Source organism: Mycobacteroides abscessus ATCC 19977 (genome assembly GCF_000069185.1).
Classification (GTDB): domain Bacteria; phylum Actinomycetota; class Actinomycetes; order Mycobacteriales; family Mycobacteriaceae; genus Mycobacterium; species Mycobacterium abscessus.
Genome location: NC_010397.1, coordinates 1 through 18355 on the forward strand (window position 1 = coordinate 1; position 18355 = coordinate 18355).

General features: G+C 61.4%; 19 protein-coding genes. 13 read left to right on the forward strand and 6 right to left on the reverse strand.

Going from position 1 to position 18355, the window contains the following annotated elements:
- Complete coding sequence (gene dnaA / locus MAB_RS00150) at window positions 1–1476, forward strand: chromosomal replication initiator protein DnaA (protein ID WP_005079124.1); 1476 nt, start codon at window positions 1–3, stop codon at window positions 1474–1476.
- Between the two features lie 76 nt (window positions 1477–1552).
- On the opposite strand, the gene MAB_RS00155 is transcribed toward dnaA, so the two are convergent.
- Window positions 1553–1747, reverse strand: a complete 195-nt coding sequence (locus tag MAB_RS00155; protein ID WP_005095934.1) for a hypothetical protein — start codon at window positions 1745–1747, stop codon at window positions 1553–1555.
- Window positions 1748–2168: 421 nt separating this feature from the next.
- On the opposite strand from MAB_RS00155, the gene dnaN reads away from it, so the two are divergent.
- The 8 genes from dnaN to MAB_RS00195 all read left to right on the forward strand — a co-directional run bounded on the left by dnaN (window position 2169) and on the right by MAB_RS00195 (window position 10436).
- Window positions 2169–3368 (forward strand): DNA polymerase III subunit beta, encoded by a 1200-nt coding sequence (dnaN, locus tag MAB_RS00160; protein ID WP_005064525.1) that lies wholly within the window; start codon window positions 2169–2171, stop codon window positions 3366–3368.
- Window positions 3369–3418: 50 nt separating this feature from the next.
- On the forward strand, window positions 3419–4312 hold the full coding sequence (gnd, locus tag MAB_RS00165; RefSeq protein ID WP_005079128.1) for a phosphogluconate dehydrogenase (NAD(+)-dependent, decarboxylating): 894 nt from the start codon (window positions 3419–3421) through the stop codon (window positions 4310–4312).
- 19 nt (window positions 4313–4331) lie between these two features.
- Window positions 4332–5480: a DNA replication/repair protein RecF gene (gene recF / locus MAB_RS00170; RefSeq protein ID WP_005112812.1), complete on the forward strand. Its 1149-nt coding sequence runs from the start codon at window positions 4332–4334 to the stop codon at window positions 5478–5480.
- A complete protein-coding gene (locus MAB_RS00175) occupies window positions 5473–6024 on the forward strand; it encodes a DUF721 family protein (protein WP_005087667.1) in 552 nt (183 codons plus the stop codon). Before recF ends, MAB_RS00175 begins: the two co-directional genes overlap by 8 nt.
- 224 nt (window positions 6025–6248) lie before the next feature.
- Window positions 6249–8276: a DNA topoisomerase (ATP-hydrolyzing) subunit B gene (gyrB, locus tag MAB_RS00180; RefSeq protein WP_005082841.1), complete on the forward strand. Its 2028-nt coding sequence runs from the start codon at window positions 6249–6251 to the stop codon at window positions 8274–8276.
- A gap of 132 nt (window positions 8277–8408) precedes the next feature.
- The gene (locus MAB_RS00185; protein WP_005095944.1) at window positions 8409–9620 is read left to right on the forward strand and encodes a hypothetical protein; all 1212 of its coding nucleotides are present in this window, start codon (window positions 8409–8411) and stop codon (window positions 9618–9620) included.
- Entirely contained in the window at window positions 9620–9847 is a 228-nt protein-coding gene (locus tag MAB_RS00190; protein WP_005079136.1) for a hypothetical protein, read from the forward strand. Before MAB_RS00185 ends, MAB_RS00190 begins: the two co-directional genes overlap by 1 nt.
- A 49-nt stretch (window positions 9848–9896) precedes the next feature.
- Window positions 9897–10436, forward strand: coding sequence for a DUF3558 family protein (locus tag MAB_RS00195; protein WP_071997864.1), 540 nt, complete (start codon window positions 9897–9899; stop codon window positions 10434–10436).
- Window positions 10437–10484: 48 nt separating this feature from the next.
- Here the strand turns inward: MAB_RS00195 and MAB_RS00200 are convergent, their stop codons facing one another.
- From MAB_RS00200 to MAB_RS00215, 4 genes are all read right to left on the reverse strand, one after another.
- On the reverse strand, window positions 10485–11699 hold the full coding sequence (locus MAB_RS00200; protein ID WP_005095950.1) for a hypothetical protein: 1215 nt from the start codon (window positions 11697–11699) through the stop codon (window positions 10485–10487).
- A 17-nt stretch (window positions 11700–11716) separates the two neighbouring features.
- Window positions 11717–12328, reverse strand: a complete 612-nt coding sequence (locus MAB_RS00205; RefSeq protein ID WP_005112814.1) for a DUF3558 family protein — start codon at window positions 12326–12328, stop codon at window positions 11717–11719.
- Window positions 12325–12723, reverse strand: coding sequence for a hypothetical protein (locus tag MAB_RS00210; RefSeq protein ID WP_005095955.1), 399 nt, complete (start codon window positions 12721–12723; stop codon window positions 12325–12327). The genes MAB_RS00205 and MAB_RS00210 overlap by 4 nt, the downstream gene beginning before the upstream one ends.
- Before the next feature lie 356 nt (window positions 12724–13079).
- Window positions 13080–13916, reverse strand: coding sequence for an arylamine N-acetyltransferase family protein (locus MAB_RS00215; RefSeq protein ID WP_005082846.1), 837 nt, complete (start codon window positions 13914–13916; stop codon window positions 13080–13082).
- Window positions 13917–14059: 143 nt separating this feature from the next.
- Here MAB_RS00215 and MAB_RS00220 point away from each other — a divergent pair, with 143 nt between their 5' ends.
- From MAB_RS00220 to MAB_RS00235, 4 genes are all read left to right on the forward strand, one after another.
- Window positions 14060–14284, forward strand: a complete 225-nt coding sequence (locus MAB_RS00220; RefSeq protein ID WP_005082847.1) for a hypothetical protein — start codon at window positions 14060–14062, stop codon at window positions 14282–14284.
- Between the two features lie 16 nt (window positions 14285–14300).
- The gene (locus MAB_RS00225) at window positions 14301–14588 is read left to right on the forward strand and encodes a hypothetical protein (RefSeq protein WP_005087673.1); all 288 of its coding nucleotides are present in this window, start codon (window positions 14301–14303) and stop codon (window positions 14586–14588) included.
- A gap of 9 nt (window positions 14589–14597) precedes the next feature.
- Window positions 14598–16145: a hypothetical protein gene (locus tag MAB_RS00230; RefSeq protein WP_005082849.1), complete on the forward strand. Its 1548-nt coding sequence runs from the start codon at window positions 14598–14600 to the stop codon at window positions 16143–16145.
- 544 nt (window positions 16146–16689) lie between these two features.
- Window positions 16690–17262 carry a YdeI/OmpD-associated family protein gene (locus tag MAB_RS00235; RefSeq protein ID WP_005082850.1) on the forward strand — a complete coding sequence of 191 codons (573 nt, stop codon included), beginning with the start codon at window positions 16690–16692 and terminating at the stop codon, window positions 17260–17262.
- 6 nt (window positions 17263–17268) lie between these two features.
- Here MAB_RS00235 and MAB_RS00240 read toward each other — a convergent pair whose 3' ends face one another.
- Window positions 17269–18234, reverse strand: coding sequence for an SAM-dependent methyltransferase (locus MAB_RS00240; protein WP_005095959.1), 966 nt, complete (start codon window positions 18232–18234; stop codon window positions 17269–17271).
- Window positions 18235–18355 lie beyond the last annotated feature (121 nt).

The window sequence follows — 18355 nt, forward strand, 5'->3', positions numbered from 1 at the left end:
TTGACTGACGAACTGAATTCCCAGTTCACGGCGGTATGGAATACCGTCGTCGCAGAGCTCAACGGTGACGACAATCAATATCTGTCGAGCTTCCCGCCGCTGACCCCGCAACAGCGCGCCTGGCTTACCCTCGTCAAACCACTCACCATGGCCGAGGGTTTTGCGCTGCTTTCGGTCCCCTCGAGCTTCGTGCAGAACGAGATCGAACGGCATCTGCGGGGTCCTATCGTCGAGGCACTTTCCCGCAGGCTCGGCGAGAATGTCGAGTTGGGTGTACGCATCGCGGCGCCGGCCCCTGGCGAAGATTCGGAAGTCGCCGGAGCGGCCCCAGAAGTCGAGCTCGACGAGGTCGATGAGACCACCGAGGCGCTTGCTAGCGCACATGAATCCTGGCCGTCCTACTTCATCAATCGCCCGGGCGGCGCCGACAAGGCCGAGACACCCGATACGAGCCTCAACGCGCGCTACACCTTCGAATCCTTTGTTATCGGAGCATCCAACCGGTTCTCCCACGCCGCCGCCGTGGCCGTGTCCGAGGCCCCCGCTCGGGCCTACAACCCGCTGTTCATTTGGGGCGAATCCGGGCTCGGCAAGACACACCTGCTACACGCCGCCGGGAACTATGCGCAGCGTCTCTTTCCGGGCATGCGGGTCAAGTACGTCTCTACCGAAGAATTCACCAACGACTTCATCAACTCTTTGCGCGATGACCGCCGGGTCGCGTTCAAACGCAGCTACCGCGACATCGACGTTCTCCTCGTCGACGACATCCAGTTCATCGAAGGCAAGGAAGGTATCCAGGAAGAGTTCTTCCACACCTTCAACACCTTGCACAACGCGAACAAGCAGATCGTGATCTCCTCCGACCGGCCACCGAAGGGTCTGGCCACCCTCGAGGACCGGTTGCGTACCCGCTTCGAATGGGGCCTGATCACCGACGTGCAGCCCCCCGAGCTGGAAACCCGCATCGCGATCCTGCGCAAGAAGGCGCAGATGGATCGCCTCGATGTGCCCGATGACGTGCTGGAGCTCATCGCGAGCCGCATCGAACGTAATATCCGCGAGCTTGAGGGCGCCTTGATCCGGGTGACCGCCTTCGCGTCACTGAACAAGTCTCCTATCGAGCTGTCGCTGGCCGAGATCGTGCTGCGCGACCTCATCCCGGATGCCAACGCCATTCAGATCAGCGCTGCCACGATCATGGCGGTCACCGCGGAGTACTTCGACACCACCGTCGAGGAACTTCGTGGGCCCGGTAAGACCCGCGCGCTGGCTCAGGCACGTCAGATCGCGATGTACCTGTGCCGCGAACTGACCGATCTCTCGCTGCCCAAGATCGGCCAGACATTTGGGCGCGACCACACCACGGTCATGTACGCGGACAAGAAGGTTCGTGGCGAAATGGCGCAGCGGCGTGAGGTTTTCGATCACGTCAAGGAACTCACCGCACGGATCCGACAGCGTTCCCGGCACTGACCCAAACCGTCCTCACCCGGCCCCCGCGGCCGGGTTTTTTTATCGCGCCGCGCCGCCGCGCCGTCTCAATACACGGCTATTTCAAGAGTTTTCGAGATTTTTCTCGACGAATTTTTGTCACCTCGTGTGGCTCACACGTCACATCCACCACAGCTGCCGGTTGTGCACAGGACTGTGGACTGCTGTTGACCAAACCCACGATCGCTTGGGGGTTGCTGAACGAATCGCGTCCCTTCCACATCCACCGAATGTCAGTCACATCCGAATCCACAAATTCCTGACAGCCTCGCCGGGCCCCTGGGGTGCGATAACACTTGTCTGTCCACAGATTCCACAGCACCTACTAATACTGCTCAAATCTCTATCTAGTCTTTCTCTTTAAAAGCAGCTGTGTGGATGGACGCGTCAACATGGCCCATCCAACCGGTAACCCGGCGATGGACGACAGGGGTCTTGCAAGAAACCGATCCGCTTTCCCGACGCGCCGAAAGCATCTACGGTTGTGCTTCGGAAGTCGCATGGCCTGACGACTTCCCACTCCGAGCGACAGGACCTGTGCACGGTGCCCCGGTGAACACCGGACGGCTGCCCGATGCGCTGTCAGTCTTGTCACCCGGACGTGCCACGATGGCCATCACGGATTTTTGTGTGAACACCGTCCGACCTGGACAACGAGGAAGCGAAGGGTATTCATGGATCTCGCGAGCCCCACTGCCGCAGACACCAGCCTGAAGTTCAGGGTCGCGCGGGACGATTTCGCCGATTCGGTGGCCTGGGTCGCACGCAGCTTGCCCTCCCGGCCGACGGTTCCGGTGTTGGCCGGCGTGCTGCTGACCGCGCACGACACGGGTTTGACACTGTCGGGTTTCGACTACGAGGTGTCCGCGCAGGTAAAGGTCCCGGCGGAGGTAGCCGCGGCAGGCAATGCGCTGGTATCCGGCCGGTTGCTTTCCGATATCACCCGGTCGCTGCCCAACAAGCCCGTCGATGTGGCGCTGGAGGGCACTCGACTGCTCATCAGTTGTGGGAGCGCCAAGTTCTCGCTGCCGAGCATGCCGGTTGAGGATTACCCGGCTCTGCCCTCGCTGCCGGAAGAAACGGGTGCGCTGGGTGCCGATGTGTTTTCTGAGGCCATCGGGCAGGTCGCCGTGGCTGCCGGCAAAGACGACACACTGCCGATGTTGACCGGTATTCGTGTCGAAATAAACGGTGACACAGTGGTTTTGGCTGCGACTGACCGCTTCCGCTTGGCGGTCCGTGAGCTGAATTGGACATCGGGGTCCGGTGAAACGAGCGCTGCGGTGCTGGTACCGGCGAAGACGTTGTCGGAAGCCGCAAAGTCGGCATCCAGTGGGTCGGACGTGCAACTGGCGCTGGGCGCCGGGTCGGCGATCGGATCTGAGGGCCTGCTCGGTATCGTCAGCGATGGCAAGCGCAGCACTACCCGCCTGCTTGACGCTGAGTTCCCCAAGTTCCGTCAGTTGTTGCCGACCGAGCACACGGCCTTGGCGACGATTGCCATCTCGGAGCTGGTTGAGGCCATCAAGCGTGTGGCGTTGGTCGCCGATCGTGGCGCACAGATCCGGTTGGAGTTTGAGCCGGGGTTGCTGCGGCTGTCGGCGGGTGCGGACGATGTGGGCCGTGCGGAGGAAGAACTCGAGGTTGAGTTCGTCGGAGAGCCGCTCACGATCGCCTTCAATCCGACGTATCTGACCGACGGGCTGGGGTCGCTGCACTCGAACCGGGTGACCTTCGGGTTCACCACACCCAGTCGCCCGGCGGTGTTACGTCCCGCTGATGACGATCAAAGCTCGCCGGAAGGCTCCGGGCCGTTTACGGCGGCGCAAACTGACTATGTCTATCTATTGATGCCGGTGCGTCTGCCCGGCTAGGGCTTGCGCTCCTAACAGCATCACGGACTGGTCATCGGAGGTTATGGGTCATGCAGCTGGGTTTGGTCGGGCTAGGCAAGATGGGTTTCAACATGCGCGACCGGTTGCGTGCCGGCGGCCATGAGGTGATCGGATACGACCCTCGGCCCGAGGTCACCGACGTGCCGTCACTGAAAGGGCTGGCCGAGGCGCTCGACGCGCCGCGCGTCGTTTGGGTGATGGTGCCATCGGGCCCGATCACCCAGCAGACAATCGCCGAGCTATCGGAGGAATTGTCCGAGGGCGACCTCGTCATAGACGGCGGTAACTCACGGTTCACCGAGGACAAGCCGAACGCAGATCTACTGGCGGCCAAGGGTATTGGTTATATCGACGCCGGAGTCTCCGGTGGGGTGTGGGGCAAAGAAAACGGCTACGGGCTCATGGTCGGCGGCAGTGACGAGGATGTGGCGCGGGCGATGCCGATCTTCGACACACTGCGTCCCGAGGGTGAGCGCGCCGACGGCTTTGTCCACGCGGGCCCTGTGGGAGCCGGCCACTACGCAAAGATGATCCATAACGGCATCGAGTACGGGCTCATGCACGCCTATGCGGAGGGTTATGAGTTGCTGGCCGCCGAGCCACTCATCACCGACGTGCAGGCGGTGCTGCAGGCGTGGACCAAGGGCACCGTGGTGCGGTCTTGGCTGCTAGACCTGCTGGCCAAGGCCTTGAAGGAAGACCCCGGCTTCGATGCTATTTCGGGGTACACGGAAGATTCCGGTGAGGGCCGCTGGACCGTGGAAGAAGCAATTAATCATCGGGTTCCGGCGCCGGTCATCGCGGCCTCGCTATTCGCGAGATTCGCGTCACGGCAAGAGGACTCACCGGCAATGAAGGCTGTCTCGGCATTGCGCAACCAGTTTGGTGGCCACGCGGTCAAGCGCGTGGGCCTTTCCGGCTGAGGGAGGCGCGCGGACCGAGGTGTATGTACGACAGCTGGGATTACGGGACTTCCGGTCATGGGAGCGTGTCAACCTGGAACTCGAGCCCGGCCGCACGGTGTTCGTCGGACCGAACGGCTACGGCAAGACGAATCTTGTTGAGGCACTCTGGTATTCATCGACGTTGGGTTCGCACCGGGTAGCCACGGACGCGCCCTTGATTCGTACTGGAGCCGAGCGCGCCGTGGTATCGACCATTGTGGTCAATGATGGTCGTGAGTTGGCGATCGATCTGGAGATTGCCGCGGGGCGTGCCAATAAGGCCAGGGTCAACCGATCTCCGGTGCGCAGTCCCCGCGAGGTTTTGGGGATTTTGCACGCGGTGCTCTTCGCGCCCGAAGATTTGTCCTTGGTGCGTGGAGATCCCGCGGATCGTCGCCGATTCCTGGACGATCTGCTGATTCAACGGCGTCCGCGGATGGCCGGGGTGCGTGCCGACTACGACAAGGTGCTGCGGCAGCGGACCGCGCTGCTGAAGACCGCCATGGCGGCATTGCGGCAACGTCATGATCAAAGTGTGCTGGACACGTTGGACGTGTGGGATGGGCATCTGGTGGCACACGGCGCCGAATTGCTTTCGGCGCGTATCGAATTGGTGGGCGAGCTGCACCCGCTGGTGGAAAAGTCGTATCAGCTCCTGGCTCCGGCGTCACGCCCCGCGGATATCGCGTACCGCAGCAGTGTCGAGGGCGTCGAGGCAGGGCTGTCTGTGGAGCATCTGGCGGATGCGTTGCAGGCCGGATTGGTGGCGAAACGCTCGGCGGAAATAGAACGTGGCGTCTGTCTGGTCGGTCCGCACCGCGACGACCTGGAATTGCGGCTGGGAGACGGGCCTGCGAAGGGATTCGCCAGTCACGGTGAATCGTGGTCCTTTGCGTTGGCACTGCGGCTGGCGGCATTCGACCTGCTGCGTGCCGACGGCACGGATCCGGTGTTAATGCTTGATGACGTTTTCGCCGAGCTCGACGGTGCCCGGCGAAGGTCCTTGGCCACGGTGGCCGCAGATGCCGAGCAAGTTTTGGTGACGGCGGCGGTCCCGGACGACGTTCCTGAGGAATTGTCGGCACGCACGGTTACCGTTGAGGTGCAGGAAGGCCCCGCGGGACGAAAGTCGGTGGCACATGAGTGAGGAAGAGGCCTGGCCGCCGGAGCACCTGGCCGGGGTGAAGGGCATGGATTTGGTGCGCCGGGTCTTGGAGGAGGCCCGGGGCGCGGCCAAGCAGCAAGGGAAAGACATCGGGCGTGGTGGACGTTCGCCGGAGCAGCGCCGGCGGGTCGCCGGTGGTCGTCGCACGTGGTCGGGACCGGGCCCGGACGCCCGCGATCCACAGTTGTTGGGAAGGGCCGCAGGTGATTTAGCGAAGCGCCGCGGGTGGTCTTCGCGCGTCTCGGAGGGCGCGGTGTTTGGGCGGTGGGAGGCCGTCGTGGGCGAGCAGATCGCCGCACATGCGACACCGACCGCGTTGAACGAGGGGGTGCTTACGGTGGCCGCGGAGTCCACGGCGTGGGCGACACAGCTCCGATTGGTGCAGGCACAGCTGCTGGCGAAGATCGCCGCGGCCATCGGTGACGGCGTGGTGACGAGTTTAAAGATTTCCGGGCCGACGGCGCCGTCATGGCGGAAGGGGCCACGGCATATCGCCGGACGGGGTCCCCGGGACACGTACGGTTGAGCGCTCATCGCCGCGTCGCGACATGGAACAGGTGTCTAGACCGTCATGACACAGGGCGATCCGAGATACGCGACGGACGGCGTAAATAGAGGGGACGAAACATGCCCTGAAACTAGGTGCCGTGGGTGCAGACCAGTAGGATGGTCATAAGACGGATCGCTGGGCCCCTGTTATGAAGCGGGCCCACCGGAGTCGTTACTTCCAGACAGGAGACAAAGTCGATCGTGGCTGCCCAGAAGAAGAGTGCCAAGAGCGAATACAGTGCTGACTCGATCACCATTCTAGAGGGGCTCGAAGCTGTCCGGAAGCGCCCCGGTATGTATATCGGGTCCACCGGAGAGCGCGGCCTGCACCATCTGATCTGGGAAGTTGTCGACAACTCCGTTGATGAGGCGATGGCTGGTTACGCCACCACCGTCGAGGTGACGATGCTGGCCGACGGCGGAATCCAGGTCAAGGACGATGGCCGCGGTATCCCCGTAGCCATGCACGCCTCGGGTATCCCGACCGTCGATGTCGTCATGACGCAGCTACATGCCGGAGGTAAGTTCGACTCGGATTCGTACGCGGTTTCCGGTGGTCTGCACGGTGTGGGCATCTCGGTGGTGAACGCGCTTTCCACCAAGCTCGAGGTGGAGATCTTGCGCGACGGATTCGAGTGGCAACAGGTCTACACGCGTTCCGAGCCAGGCACCCTGCAGAAGGGCGCAGCGACCAAGAAGACGGGTACCACCGTACGTTTCTGGGCGGACCCGGAGATCTTCGAGACCACCACCTACGACTTCGAGACGGTGGCGCGACGCCTGCAGGAGCAGGCCTTCCTCAACAAGGGCCTCACCATCAAGCTCACCGATGAGCGCGTGAGCGATTCCGAGGTGACCGACGAGGTGGTCAGCGACACCGCCGAGGCGCCCAAGAATGCCGAGGAGCAGGCTGCGGAATCGTCTGCGCCGCACAAGGTTAAGAACCGGGTGTTCCACTACCCGGACGGTCTGGTGGACTTCGTCAAGCACATCAACCGCACCAAGTCAGCCATCCACACCACGATCGTCGATTTCTCCGGCAAGGGCGAAGGCCATGAGGTAGAGATCGCGATGCAGTGGAATGCCGGCTATTCCGAATCGGTGCACACCTTTGCCAACACCATCAACACCCATGAGGGCGGCACTCACGAAGAAGGTTTCCGTGCGGCGCTGACCTCGGTGGTCAACAAATACGCCAAGGAGAAGAAGCTCCTCAAGGAGAAGGATTCGAACCTCACCGGCGATGACATTCGCGAAGGGTTGGCGGCGGTCATCTCGGTGAAGGTCGGTGAGCCACAGTTCGAAGGCCAGACCAAGACCAAGCTCGGCAACACCGAGGTCAAGTCCTTTGTGCAGAAGGTATGCAACGAGCAGTTGCAGCACTGGTTCGACTCGAACCCGGCAGATGCTAAAACGGTTGTGAATAAGGCGGTTTCGTCGGCGCAGGCACGCATCGCCGCGCGTAAGGCACGCGAACTGGTGCGCCGCAAGAGTGCCACCGATATCGGCGGGCTGCCGGGCAAGCTGGCCGACTGCCGTTCGACAGACCCGTCGAAATCGGAACTGTATGTGGTGGAGGGTGACTCGGCCGGCGGCTCGGCCAAGAGTGGTCGCGACTCGATGTTCCAGGCGATCCTGCCGCTGCGCGGCAAGATCATCAACGTCGAAAAGGCCCGCATCGACCGGGTTTTGAAGAACACCGAAGTCCAGGCGATTATCACGGCCCTGGGCACGGGCATCCACGACGAGTTCGACATCGCCAAGCTGCGGTACCACAAGATCGTGTTGATGGCCGACGCCGACGTTGACGGCCAACATATTTCGACGCTGCTGCTTACGCTGTTGTTCCGATTCATGCGTCCGCTGGTTGAACACGGCCACATCTTCTTGGCGCAGCCACCGTTGTACAAGCTCAAGTGGCAGCGCACCCAGCCGGAATTCGCGTATTCGGACCGCGAGCGCGACGGGCTGATGGAAGCCGGGCTCAAGGCCGGCAAGAAGATCAACAAGGACGACGGCATCCAGCGTTACAAGGGTCTGGGCGAGATGGATGCCAAGGAGCTGTGGGAGACCACCATGGATCCGTCCGTGCGCGTACTGCGGCAGGTGACACTCGACGACGCCGCCGCGGCCGACGAGCTGTTCTCGATTCTGATGGGTGAGGACGTCGAGGCACGCCGCAGCTTCATCACCCGAAACGCCAAGGACGTGCGCTTCCTCGACGTATAACCGCGGCGGGGTAACCCGCCCAGGTAGTTCAAGATTCAATTTGGTCTTGAATCTTTTCGTTCCAGCGGAACCGATTCCGGCGTTGTGCCGTCGTACTTACGAGTACATCAACGGCCGGAGGGAAATGCCTAGATGGGTGAGAAGTTCAGTGTTGATATCGAGAAGCTCGCGGGTTTCGGTGGCGGGGTCCAAGACCTAGCGGCCTATGTGGGCAAGGTTCAGGGTTTGGTCGATTCAGACGCCGGCCCGAAGAATGGCTGGGAGGGACTAATGTCCCAGCTCAAAGGCCCATTCGAGCAGACCAAGACGGACACGTCTCAGCGATATGACAAGCGTCAAATTGCCGTGTACATGACGGGCAATGAGTTGATCTCGTTGGCGAACGTCTACAAGGAACAAGAGAATAAGACCGGGGCCAAGATCAGATCCGCTGCGGCCCCGTTGCCCGGACATGACTCTCCGCAGGCTGGCGATGCGACCACGACGGCTGCGCATCTTGCGACCGGCGATCTTCCGGACCTGGCGGCTCCCAAAGAAGAGGAAGCCGATGTACGGGAACTTATCAAGGGCACCATCGGTTGGATTGCCGATGCAGATGAAGGCGTACAGAAGGCCGTTGGGTGGAGCCCGATCAATGACACGTTCGAAAAGGTCATTGGCAACTGGGCCGAACTGACCCGCATCGGCAATGTCTACGAAAAAGCCGGCAAGGGTATGGAGGGCGCCGGCAAATCTTTGGCGACCATGACCACGCAGTCAGGTTCACATTGGGATGGCAAGGCGGCCCAGGCTTTTGATGACTACTCGGCGGATTTGAGCAAGGCCTTGGAGGCAGAGGCTCCGCTGACGAAAGTGATCAAGGACTGCCTAGATGTCCTGGTTGACCAGATCAAGAAACTGGTCAAATCGATTGCCGAGCTGGTCGTCAAGAAATTCGAAGAGTCATACACGATCAAGGATTGGAAGGGAAAGCTCAAGTTCCTTGCGAAGAAGATTCCGTTCGCCGGGACGCTCGCTGAGATTGGCACGTTAGCAAATATTCTCAGGCAAGTCTGGAATGAGGCAACGAAGTTAGTTGACCAGGTCCAAAAGGCCGTGGACCTGGTGAAGTCCGTTATCGAGTTCTTCAAGGATCCGGCGGGATACCTGAAGCAGAAGGGATCCGATGCGCTGAACAAGGCGGTGGACGGTGCCCTGGATAAGGCGGGTATCGAAAGCGACTCAGGCAAGCAGCTGGCCAAGGACCTACCGGCCGCGATTGTGGCAGCCGGTGACTACGCGGGGGCACCTGACGGAGGGCTTCCTGTAGCTGCGGGTAGCACACCCTGGGATGACGGCAACTGATGATTGATATCCCCGATGATCCAGATCTGCGGGCGCTGGTGCTCAAAGTGATGGATGGTGTAGCCGAGATGGAAACCGTTCGGCTCGAGGTTGAACAGTTCGCAGACACCCCGATTGACCCAACCTTGGGCATGGAAGAGGAGAAGCCTCCGCCGTTACTGACACCCAGCGATCTCGAAGAAGACGATTTCTATCAGTTCAACAATCCGTTCGGTCCGAGGAAGTGATATGAACAAGCAAGCAGGGGCACTAGCGCTGGCAGTGCTGGGCCTGGCGATGGGATGCCAGTCGCAAAAGACAGAGCCCTCCGGAGCATCGTCGAGCTCCCCGGAGCCCACAGCCACCACGTCTTCATCCTCATCGGAGGCGAAAACTTCTGGCTTCCAACCATTTACCCCCACGACCGATGCCTGCAGCCTTGTTGCTCCGGAGCAACTGAATTCACAAGGCACCGCGCCGATCACCTCGCGCGCCAGGGAGTCGTCGAACAGGATTGTTCAGTGCTCATATAAGGAAGCTGGCGGCCATGAGGTGTTGAACATCAAGCTGTTCAAGAATTCGGATGGGGCGGCCAACTTCCGGTCGATTCACGTCCGGATTCTCGAATCCGAGGGCGCACAAATTTACGTTATGAAGGATGAGCCGAACGAATGTGAGGCGGGGTTGGTGAACTCCGAGGACAACATCGTGCAGTTCGAATTCGAGCCTGGAGACGCAGCGGTCTCTTCGGCGGCGCTACCTGCTGGCCAAACGTGGTGTGATTTCTCTGCGCCGGTGCTCGCGGAAGCGAACAAGAAGCTGGGCTGGACCAAGTAGAAGTAAAGCCTTTGGGTGACTGCGCTAGTTACCCAAAGGCTTTACTTCTCACTCGAATTCGACGTCCCAGCCGAGTTTCTTGTACCGCCGCTTCTCGCGTTCCTGGGCCTGCTTGTCGGCCTTCTCTTGCTCGCTCCAGTCACCGATGACGGCCGGAGACGCCTTGGGCAGGTCACCCATGAACTCATAGGTGTTATCGAGATTGATCAGGATGGCCGGCGTCTCATGCTCGTCATCATCTTCGCCGTGACCGCCCTTGCCGTGCGCGCCCGCGCCGCCCATCATGCCCATAGGTCCCATGGCGCCCCCGCGCACGCCGGCCGCGCCGATGGCAGCGGGGTTGGCACCTGCGCCGCTGGTGGCCCCGCCCGGAAGTCCTCCGCCGGCGCGCAACGCGCTTGCACCGCCGGCCGTGCCCGAGGCGAGGCCGGTGCCGCCAGCCGATCCGGATGGACCGTAGCCTGCCGCAGTGGTCGACCCCAGCGGGAGGCCGGAACCGCCTGTGCCCGTTCCGGATCCGGAGCCAAACGGTGAACTACCGCCTGCACCCGAACCCGAGCCGGCGCCTTGGCCGCCGCCAGCACCGCTGCCGGATCCGGAGCCAGCCCCTTGCCCTTGCCCGCCTTGTCCGTCTCCATTGGCGAGTTGTGGCTTGGTGTTCTTGTCTGCCAGGCCGTCGGTGCCGCCGCCTGGGGATTGCGGCTTGCTGTCGGAGCCACCGCCAGCGGAGTTTCCGCCACCCCCGCCACCGCTGCCGCCGCCTCCACCCGGCTGCTGGATAGCGCCGGAGCCGGAGTTATCCGAAGCAGCGTCGTCAATCTTGGGACGGGTGACGTCGAGCGGCTCGGTGTACAGACGTTCGGCCTCAGCCCGAACAGCCTCCAGGAGTTTCTGTTTGGCATCCTTGTCGGTGTTGTCGGGAGGCACCGGGTACATCTGCGGCACGCGGCCCGCATTCGTCAGGCAGGCACCGTCCTGTGTGAGAGCGTTCTGCAGCTTCCCGGCCTTGGCCGCGATGCCGTCATCGGCCTGAAGTTCCTGGTACTTGGCTTTAAGTGATTGACGGGCGGCATCCGGTCCGTCGCCGGTCCAGATTCGCTCCATGGTGCTTGCGGCGCGAGTGTACTGTTCGGCGGAGTCTGACACTTTGGAATAGATGTCGCTCCATGACTGGGCCAAATTAAAGGCGTTGTCGGGCTTCAGCTGACTAAGCTTGCCCACGATCTCGGCATGTGACATGCCATCCCAGCCATCACCGGACATGGTTGTTACCTCTCATGTTATTTCGGAAGCTTCGGGACAGTGTCGGTGGCGATCTCGATGGCTTTTGTGCAGGCATCTCCGATCGCTTTCTGCGCGCTTGGTCTGTCAAGGCTGACGAGGGTGGCGACGACGGCGCGTTGGGACGGAATCTGCGCTGAGCAGAAAGCAGTTCCGGATTGTCCCAAGCGATGTGTCGAGCCTTGCAGTCCGGCGATAGCCACGGGCTTGGCGTCGGGATAGTTATTGGTATCCAAGTACTCTGAAATGGAGCGATTGATCACGAGTTGCTGGACGTACCAGCCGTCCCCCTGCCAGCTGCAACCCCGCTGGAGTGTCGTGGTGGCGCCGATGTCCTTAACTGTGGCGGGATCGAGTCCCCATTTGCTCAATTCCGCCGCACTGTAGGCCAAACAGGGATCGAAGGTAGTGCCGTCACTATTTTGGTTAGGGGGCGGGTGCGGTCCGGGGAGCGTGTTAGTGACAGTAGGTGAGGAACTTGTGGCAGTATCGTGTCCGGCGCGCGCAGTATTTGTGGCAGTAATCGCGTCCCCAGACACGGTATTGCCGCCACAGCCAACGACGGTGAGTGCCACCGCCGACATGAGCGCGATGTGATGGAAGATCTTCACTTGTATTCGACCGACAGCTTGTGATCGAAGACGCGGCCCGCGTTGTAGGCGTCCATGTTGTTGTACAGAACTTCCATAGCCAGCACGTGGTCGATCTTGGCCTGGCAATCCTCCTGCAGGGCAGTTAGGTGAGCGACCATGTCAGGAGCCTGTTCGCGGTAGTGAGCCATGGCTTTCTCCCCGGTGTTTAGCTCGCCAAAGCCTTGGACGTTGCCAGCTTGCTGCGCGATATGCAGAGCCTCGGTGATGAGATCCAGCGCCGGGAGCAGTTCCTGGGCCACCGTCTGCCCGGCCTTCTCTTCCATATGCAGCACCTTGCCCGCCGCCTCGGCAGCGCTTCGCTGCGCGTCGGGGTTCATGCCGCCTAGATCAAAGCTGTACGTCTTGTCCGCCATGGTCGCCTCCAGAAACCTGCTCTCATAGGGGTACGACGCCCCTATCCCGCCGTTGGTTCCATATTTCCGGAACTTTTTTGAGCCGGTTGGAGGGTGGCGCACGCCTACGTTCAGACGCATCCGAACAGCGCAGACGTGGGCATAGCCGCTCCGATAGCTTCTAGCCCTTGGCCGAAGGGTCGCCGCCCAGCTTCGACGCGGTTCCGGTTCTGGAGAGCGCGTTACTGGTCATTCGCAGCTTGTCGCGGTAGTCGTCGCAGCGCACACCACCGTGGGCCCGGAGAGACCCACCACGAGTCGAGCAGCTGATCGATGTCCGGCGAGCTCGACGCGATGGTTTCGGTCGTGTGCGGAGGCTACTGCTCGGCCAGCCGCTCCAACAGCAAAGTGGAATCATCCGCGCCCAGCTCGATGCCGAATATTTCTCGGAGCGTGGCCAGCACCTCAGCGGGCGTCAGCTGCCGGGTCTTTCGCCCCACCCCGGGCTGGATTTCGTGGAGTTCCCGGTGGTCCAAGATGTATGCATGGTCCGGGCTGATCTGCTGTACGAAAGCTCTTGTGCTGAAAGGTGAATGAGGGCTTGAGGCAACGAAATAGCTCGCGGCTCGGTAGTCGATCGGGTATTGCGGCTCCAGTACAAAGGTATGCCGGCTGAGCCACCCGGGTTCGGACCCGTCTCCTGCGGCTTCGGAGAGTGTCCATCCGTCGGCACCTGGGGTTACCTCACCGCGCCGCAGTCGGTAGGTCCAGGACTCATCGGCGACGACGGCTTCGTCGACGAGGCGGATCGGCGCCAGGGGGCTGGTGCCAAATCCGACGTCGCACAGCCATTGCTCTGCGGCAAGCCGAACGACGAGCATGCCGTGGGTGGCAGGGCGAATTGTTGTGGCGCCCATCTGCACCCGGCCCTGAATGCCGTAGAAGTCGAAGCCGAGGCGCTGCAGGACGGCTCCAAAGAGGGCGACGTGCTCGTAGCAGTAGCCGCCGCGCGGGCTCCGCAACAGCTTGGCCTGAACGGCCGGGATATCCAGTGCGACATGCTTATGCAGCACCGCATCAAGGTTCTCCCACTTGATGTTCAAGACGTGGCCGCGTTGCAGGCGGCGCAGGGTCTCCAGCGTCGGCGACCGATCGCCGTCGAAGCCGATAAAGGCCAGGTATTCATCGAGCTGAAGCTCATCGCCGTTCCACATGGTGTGGACAACGTACTTGTTACTCGCGGAATGCCCGTAGCGGCGCCAAGCAAATCTGGCAGAAAGACGGAACCAATCGGGAGTTCGTCACGTCGGAGCACAATGAGAGGTGAATTCTGACCAGGATCAGGAGGTGAGAGCTGATGAGTGATGAACAGGAGCTACAACGTGAGCTCGACCTGATTCGTAGTGTCGCAGATCGTAGTGTGATGGATATTGAGGCGGCCGGACGCGAAGCCATCGCCGAGATTGATCGGCGTGCGACGGCGCCGCCGCAGCAAGATGCCCAGGCCCAGGTGAGGCCGCCTGTGCCGCCACCAACGGATCTTGATGAGGACGACTTTTACCAATTCCAGAGGTTCCGCTGACGGAGAGGGGCAACCAATGGGATTGAACATAGATCTTGATCGTGCTCGGCAGGTGGTCCAGGGTCTGAAGGGTCTGGGTGACCATTTAGTCCCCGCCGGCGCACCTGCTGCGGAGAGTGCGGGCCCGGAAAAGTCCGTTGCGGCTGTGTCCGCCGTATCGGCATCCGGTGACCATGTCGCTAAGGAATACGGTGCGCTTCTTCAGGATGCCGCAGCGTTCTTAGGCCGCGCGGTTCAAGCTTTCGAGAGCATGGATCAGAACAACGCGGCCAACATCCATTCCTCCGGCCCACAGAATATGTAGGCCACGCCAATGCCGACGAAATCAGAAATTCTTAACTGGCGGACCGACCACCTTGGGGCTGCGGCCAAGACGTGGGGGGACCAAGCTACGCAGCTCGACACCGCAGTCAACGGTGCGCAGGGGCTGCTGGACGGGCTGCGGGGGTCCGGCCAGTTTGTCGAGGCGTTTCGGACGCGGCTGAAAAGCTATATCGACAAAACTCGGCCAAAGGTAGACAAATTGAAGTCTGCCAAGCAGGTTGCGGAATCTTCCGAACAACAGTTGAAGGGCGCGAAGGACAAGGCCGTCTATGCGGTCCACGATCCCGAGGACGAAGACTTCAACGTGAACGAGGACCTATCAGTCACGGAGCGACGGTCACATTCGGGCTTGGACCGTCTGAAGAGGGCAATACGTCGGAGGTGGCTGCAGGGGATTTTGCACACCCGGGCGCAGGAGCTAGTGGCGACGGATAACGCGATCGCTCGGAAGCTACACGAAATCGCGCAAGATTTAAGCAATTTCCATCTTGAAGGGCCGGATGGCAATACGGACTTCAGTGGAGACCCGAACCACCCGAAGATCATGGGGCCAGCGAAACCACTGGGACCGATCGAGCAGGAAGACTATGACCTCGGCTACACGTTCCTGGATGAAAACGGGAACCCCCTTCCGATGCTGGATGAGAACGGGAACGTGGTGATTGACCCGAAAACCGGTAGGCCGGTTCCGGATTCCGTGTGGGGGGACCCGGCGGACAACAATGCGGATGGGTCTCCACGAGTGCCGCACCCACCCCGAGACCACCACTTTGCGGATATGGACGCCAACGACCCATATCGAACGCTTCCGACCGGGACGACGGTAGGTCCGAATGGCGAGAGGATAGCTCTTGTAAGTAGGCCTCCGGATGATCCTGCGTGGGCAGAAAATCAAACCAAAAACGGAAAGAGCGTGTATGTCACTCAAACTGAGGCATACGACGTTACGAGGCAGCCGCCCCAAAGTCTGGGCAAGTTGCAGGGTGTGGATGGCAGCAAGGTCTACCAGGGAAGCATCGTTTACGACAAGGCATCGGGAAGAATGTATGTCGTTGGAAACCATGGTGATGGGAGCGGCGACACGGCCCGGGGTATGTGGCGGTCGGATCCGGTCGATCCCAATCATCCGAACGATTGGGTGAAAACACTGCGGTATCAAGGCGACGTTCCGAGTCTGCCGGGATCGCGTGAGAGCAGTCTGGTCGCGTTGCCGCATGGCGGCGTTGCGCTGTTTGGAGCCGACGACTATGCCCCAGCGGAAGGCCGCAATATGGCAGTCGGTGCAATTAGCGCGGCAACTCCCGAGGGTCTGCTGCAGGCCAGGCCAGTTACCGACCTACTGCCTGCTGGGAAGACTCCGTGGCCCGGAGGCGCGCCTTACGCAGCTCTTCCGACCGGGGTTCACTGGGATCCAGCGCTGCGCGCCGATGTCGTAGACACCCGTGTCAGTATTTGGCGAGATGTCCCGGGTGTCCGGGGTGCATACCCTCCTGTTACGTATCAAACGTCGGTGCCGATATTTCAACCGAATTCCTAGGAGAAGTCATGATGACGATCGGGCGACTGACGGCGGGCATCGTCATTGCAGCGGCTGCAATCGCATGCCAAGCGATTCCGGCGCCGGAAGCCGCGGGCCAACCGCCGCAGGGGTTTCCGGATCTCAGTGGATTCAGGGCTGTCGACCCGGCGCCCTTTCGGCATCAGTCCCGAGGCGGTCTGTATTCAAGCTTTGTTACGGCCGACGGATTGATCAGCTGCACTATGGCCAGTGGTTCTAGTTCGGGGTGCAGAGGGGACCTTCCAGGTGCTCCAAGATCGGAGGGCGGAAATGGGGCGGGATGCACCGTGGTGAGCGGCTGGGATCAGTACAGTTTTTCAAGTACAACTGTCCAGTGCCCGCCGTACGCTGACGAAAAGCTGAATAGGAACGAAAAGCTGATAGACGGTGACATGGTTTGCGCTGTCGGCGGTGATCGCCTCGTTGCGTGTATCAACACTCGGGGAAACCACGGCTTCGTCCTCCGCCCAGAAGGCAGTTGGACCTTCTAAGCAGTGTCACCGCACACCCATAGAGTGACCACATGGCCGCCGATCGCCCCACCATCTACTTTGCCTCCCAACGGGACTGGGAAGCATGGCTGGAACAGAACCACGAGGACTCCCCCGGCGTCTGGATCAAGATGGCCAAGAAGGCCAGCGGCATTGCCAGCCTCAACCACAAGGAAGCCTTGGAAGAAGCGTTGTGCTTCGGGTGGATCGATGGCCAGGCCAGGTCACTCGACGAGCAGTACACCTTGCGCATGTTCACTCCGCGGCGTCCCCGCAGCACCTGGTCGAAGATCAACGTCGGCCACATCGAGCGACTCGCCACAGAGGGCCGCATCAGACCCGCAGGTCAACGCGAAGTCGACGCCGCCAAGGCCGATGGTCGTTGGGACGCCGCCTATAGTTCACAAGCCACCATCGAGGTGCCCGGGGACTTCGCGCGCGCCCTCGAATCCGAGCCCGGAGCCTTGGCGTTCTTCGACTCCCTGAACAAGACGGCGCGGTGGCCGTTCCTGTTTCGGCTCACCACCATCAAGAAGCCGGAGACCCGCGCCCGGCGTATCGCGCAGTATGTCGAGTTACTGGCCGAGGGAAAGACGTTGCACTGAGGCGATCTACGCCTTGTGTGCCACCGCCACGATGTAGTCCGAGTGCAACGAGAACAACCGCATACCCACCGAGTTGAACTGGGCCCGCAGCAACGGATTGACGTGTTTCATATCCGGTTGCCGCAGCCGCTTACCGAGGAACTTGGACAGCGGCGGATAGACATCATTGGCAATCGACCATGTCTCGGAGCGCGCAAAGCCCATGTCCAGCAACAAGTCACGGTATCCTTGTACGTCGACCGCCCATGGCACCGCGTTCGCCGGGGCTCCCTGCCAACCGCGCCGCGCCACCTGGCTGCGCGCGAACGCGGTGAGTGCGGTGCGGCGCGGAACGATGTCCGCCGTCACCATACGCCCGCCGGGTTTGAGCACCCGCAACGCCTCACGGAAAAAGTCGATGCGCGACGGGAAATGGAACGCTGATTCCAGCGCCACCACCTTGGTGCAGGACTCGTTCTCAAACGGCAGGTCGGTCGCCGAGGCCTTGACATAGGAGATGGTGTCGGACAGGCCCGCCTCGGCCACGCGCTCGGTGGAGATCGCGATCTGCTCCTCGGCGATGTTGACCCCGGTGATCTTCTTCACCTTGAACTCGTTGGCCCACAGAATGTCCTGATCGCCGTAGCCACACCCGCAGTCGACCACGACATCCGAAGCGGTGAACCCGGCGCTGGAGGCAACCAGGCGGGCGAGATCGCGGCTGGCCTCATCCAGGGTCGTCGGATGGTCGCGCCAGTACCCAAAGTTGATAAAGAGCGATTCCTCGCCGAACAGGTTCTGGGGCCCGACGATGTCGTACACCATCCCGGTCTTGGGACCGTCGGCGCTGGATACCGCGACGGCCGCCATGCGCCGCCACTCGTCGGCCCAGCGCCGCAGGCGCTCGCCAGTTGACTCATCGGTGAAATCGGACGTCAGAGTGGTCATGATCGGCAGCTCCCATTCGGTTCTGGCCGCCCCGTTGCGGCGCACACATCCGTAACAAACAGTACCGGATACTTCGGATATGGGCATCTAAAGCCGCTGAGAACGACGCACGGGGCCGCATCCGGGAAAGCCGCCGGCCAAGTGACTAGGCTGGTGAGGTTGCCCG

Bases quoted from the DNA above. Each gene is read 5' to 3' on its own strand.
- MAB_RS00235 (WP_005082850.1), top strand. From the start codon at position 16,690: ATGGCCGCCGATCGCCCCACCATCTACTTTGCCTCCCAACGGGACTGG.
- MAB_RS00215 (WP_005082846.1), bottom strand. From the start codon at position 13,916: ATGTGGAACGGCGATGAGCTTCAGCTCGATGAATACCTGGCCTTTATC.
- MAB_RS00220 (WP_005082847.1), top strand. From the start codon at position 14,060: ATGAGTGATGAACAGGAGCTACAACGTGAGCTCGACCTGATTCGTAGT.
- gnd (WP_005079128.1), top strand. From the start codon at position 3,419: ATGCAGCTGGGTTTGGTCGGGCTAGGCAAGATGGGTTTCAACATGCGC.
- MAB_RS00185 (WP_005095944.1), top strand. From the start codon at position 8,409: ATGGGTGAGAAGTTCAGTGTTGATATCGAGAAGCTCGCGGGTTTCGGT.
- MAB_RS00175 (WP_005087667.1), top strand. From the start codon at position 5,473: ATGAGTGAGGAAGAGGCCTGGCCGCCGGAGCACCTGGCCGGGGTGAAG.
- MAB_RS00225 (WP_005087673.1), top strand. From the start codon at position 14,301: ATGGGATTGAACATAGATCTTGATCGTGCTCGGCAGGTGGTCCAGGGT.
- MAB_RS00195 (WP_071997864.1), top strand. From the start codon at position 9,897: ATGGGATGCCAGTCGCAAAAGACAGAGCCCTCCGGAGCATCGTCGAGC.
- MAB_RS00230 (WP_005082849.1), top strand. From the start codon at position 14,598: ATGCCGACGAAATCAGAAATTCTTAACTGGCGGACCGACCACCTTGGG.
- MAB_RS00210 (WP_005095955.1), bottom strand. From the start codon at position 12,723: ATGGCGGACAAGACGTACAGCTTTGATCTAGGCGGCATGAACCCCGAC.
- dnaN (WP_005064525.1), top strand. From the start codon at position 2,169: ATGGATCTCGCGAGCCCCACTGCCGCAGACACCAGCCTGAAGTTCAGG.
- MAB_RS00200 (WP_005095950.1), bottom strand. From the start codon at position 11,699: ATGTCCGGTGATGGCTGGGATGGCATGTCACATGCCGAGATCGTGGGC.
- MAB_RS00190 (WP_005079136.1), top strand. From the start codon at position 9,620: ATGATTGATATCCCCGATGATCCAGATCTGCGGGCGCTGGTGCTCAAA.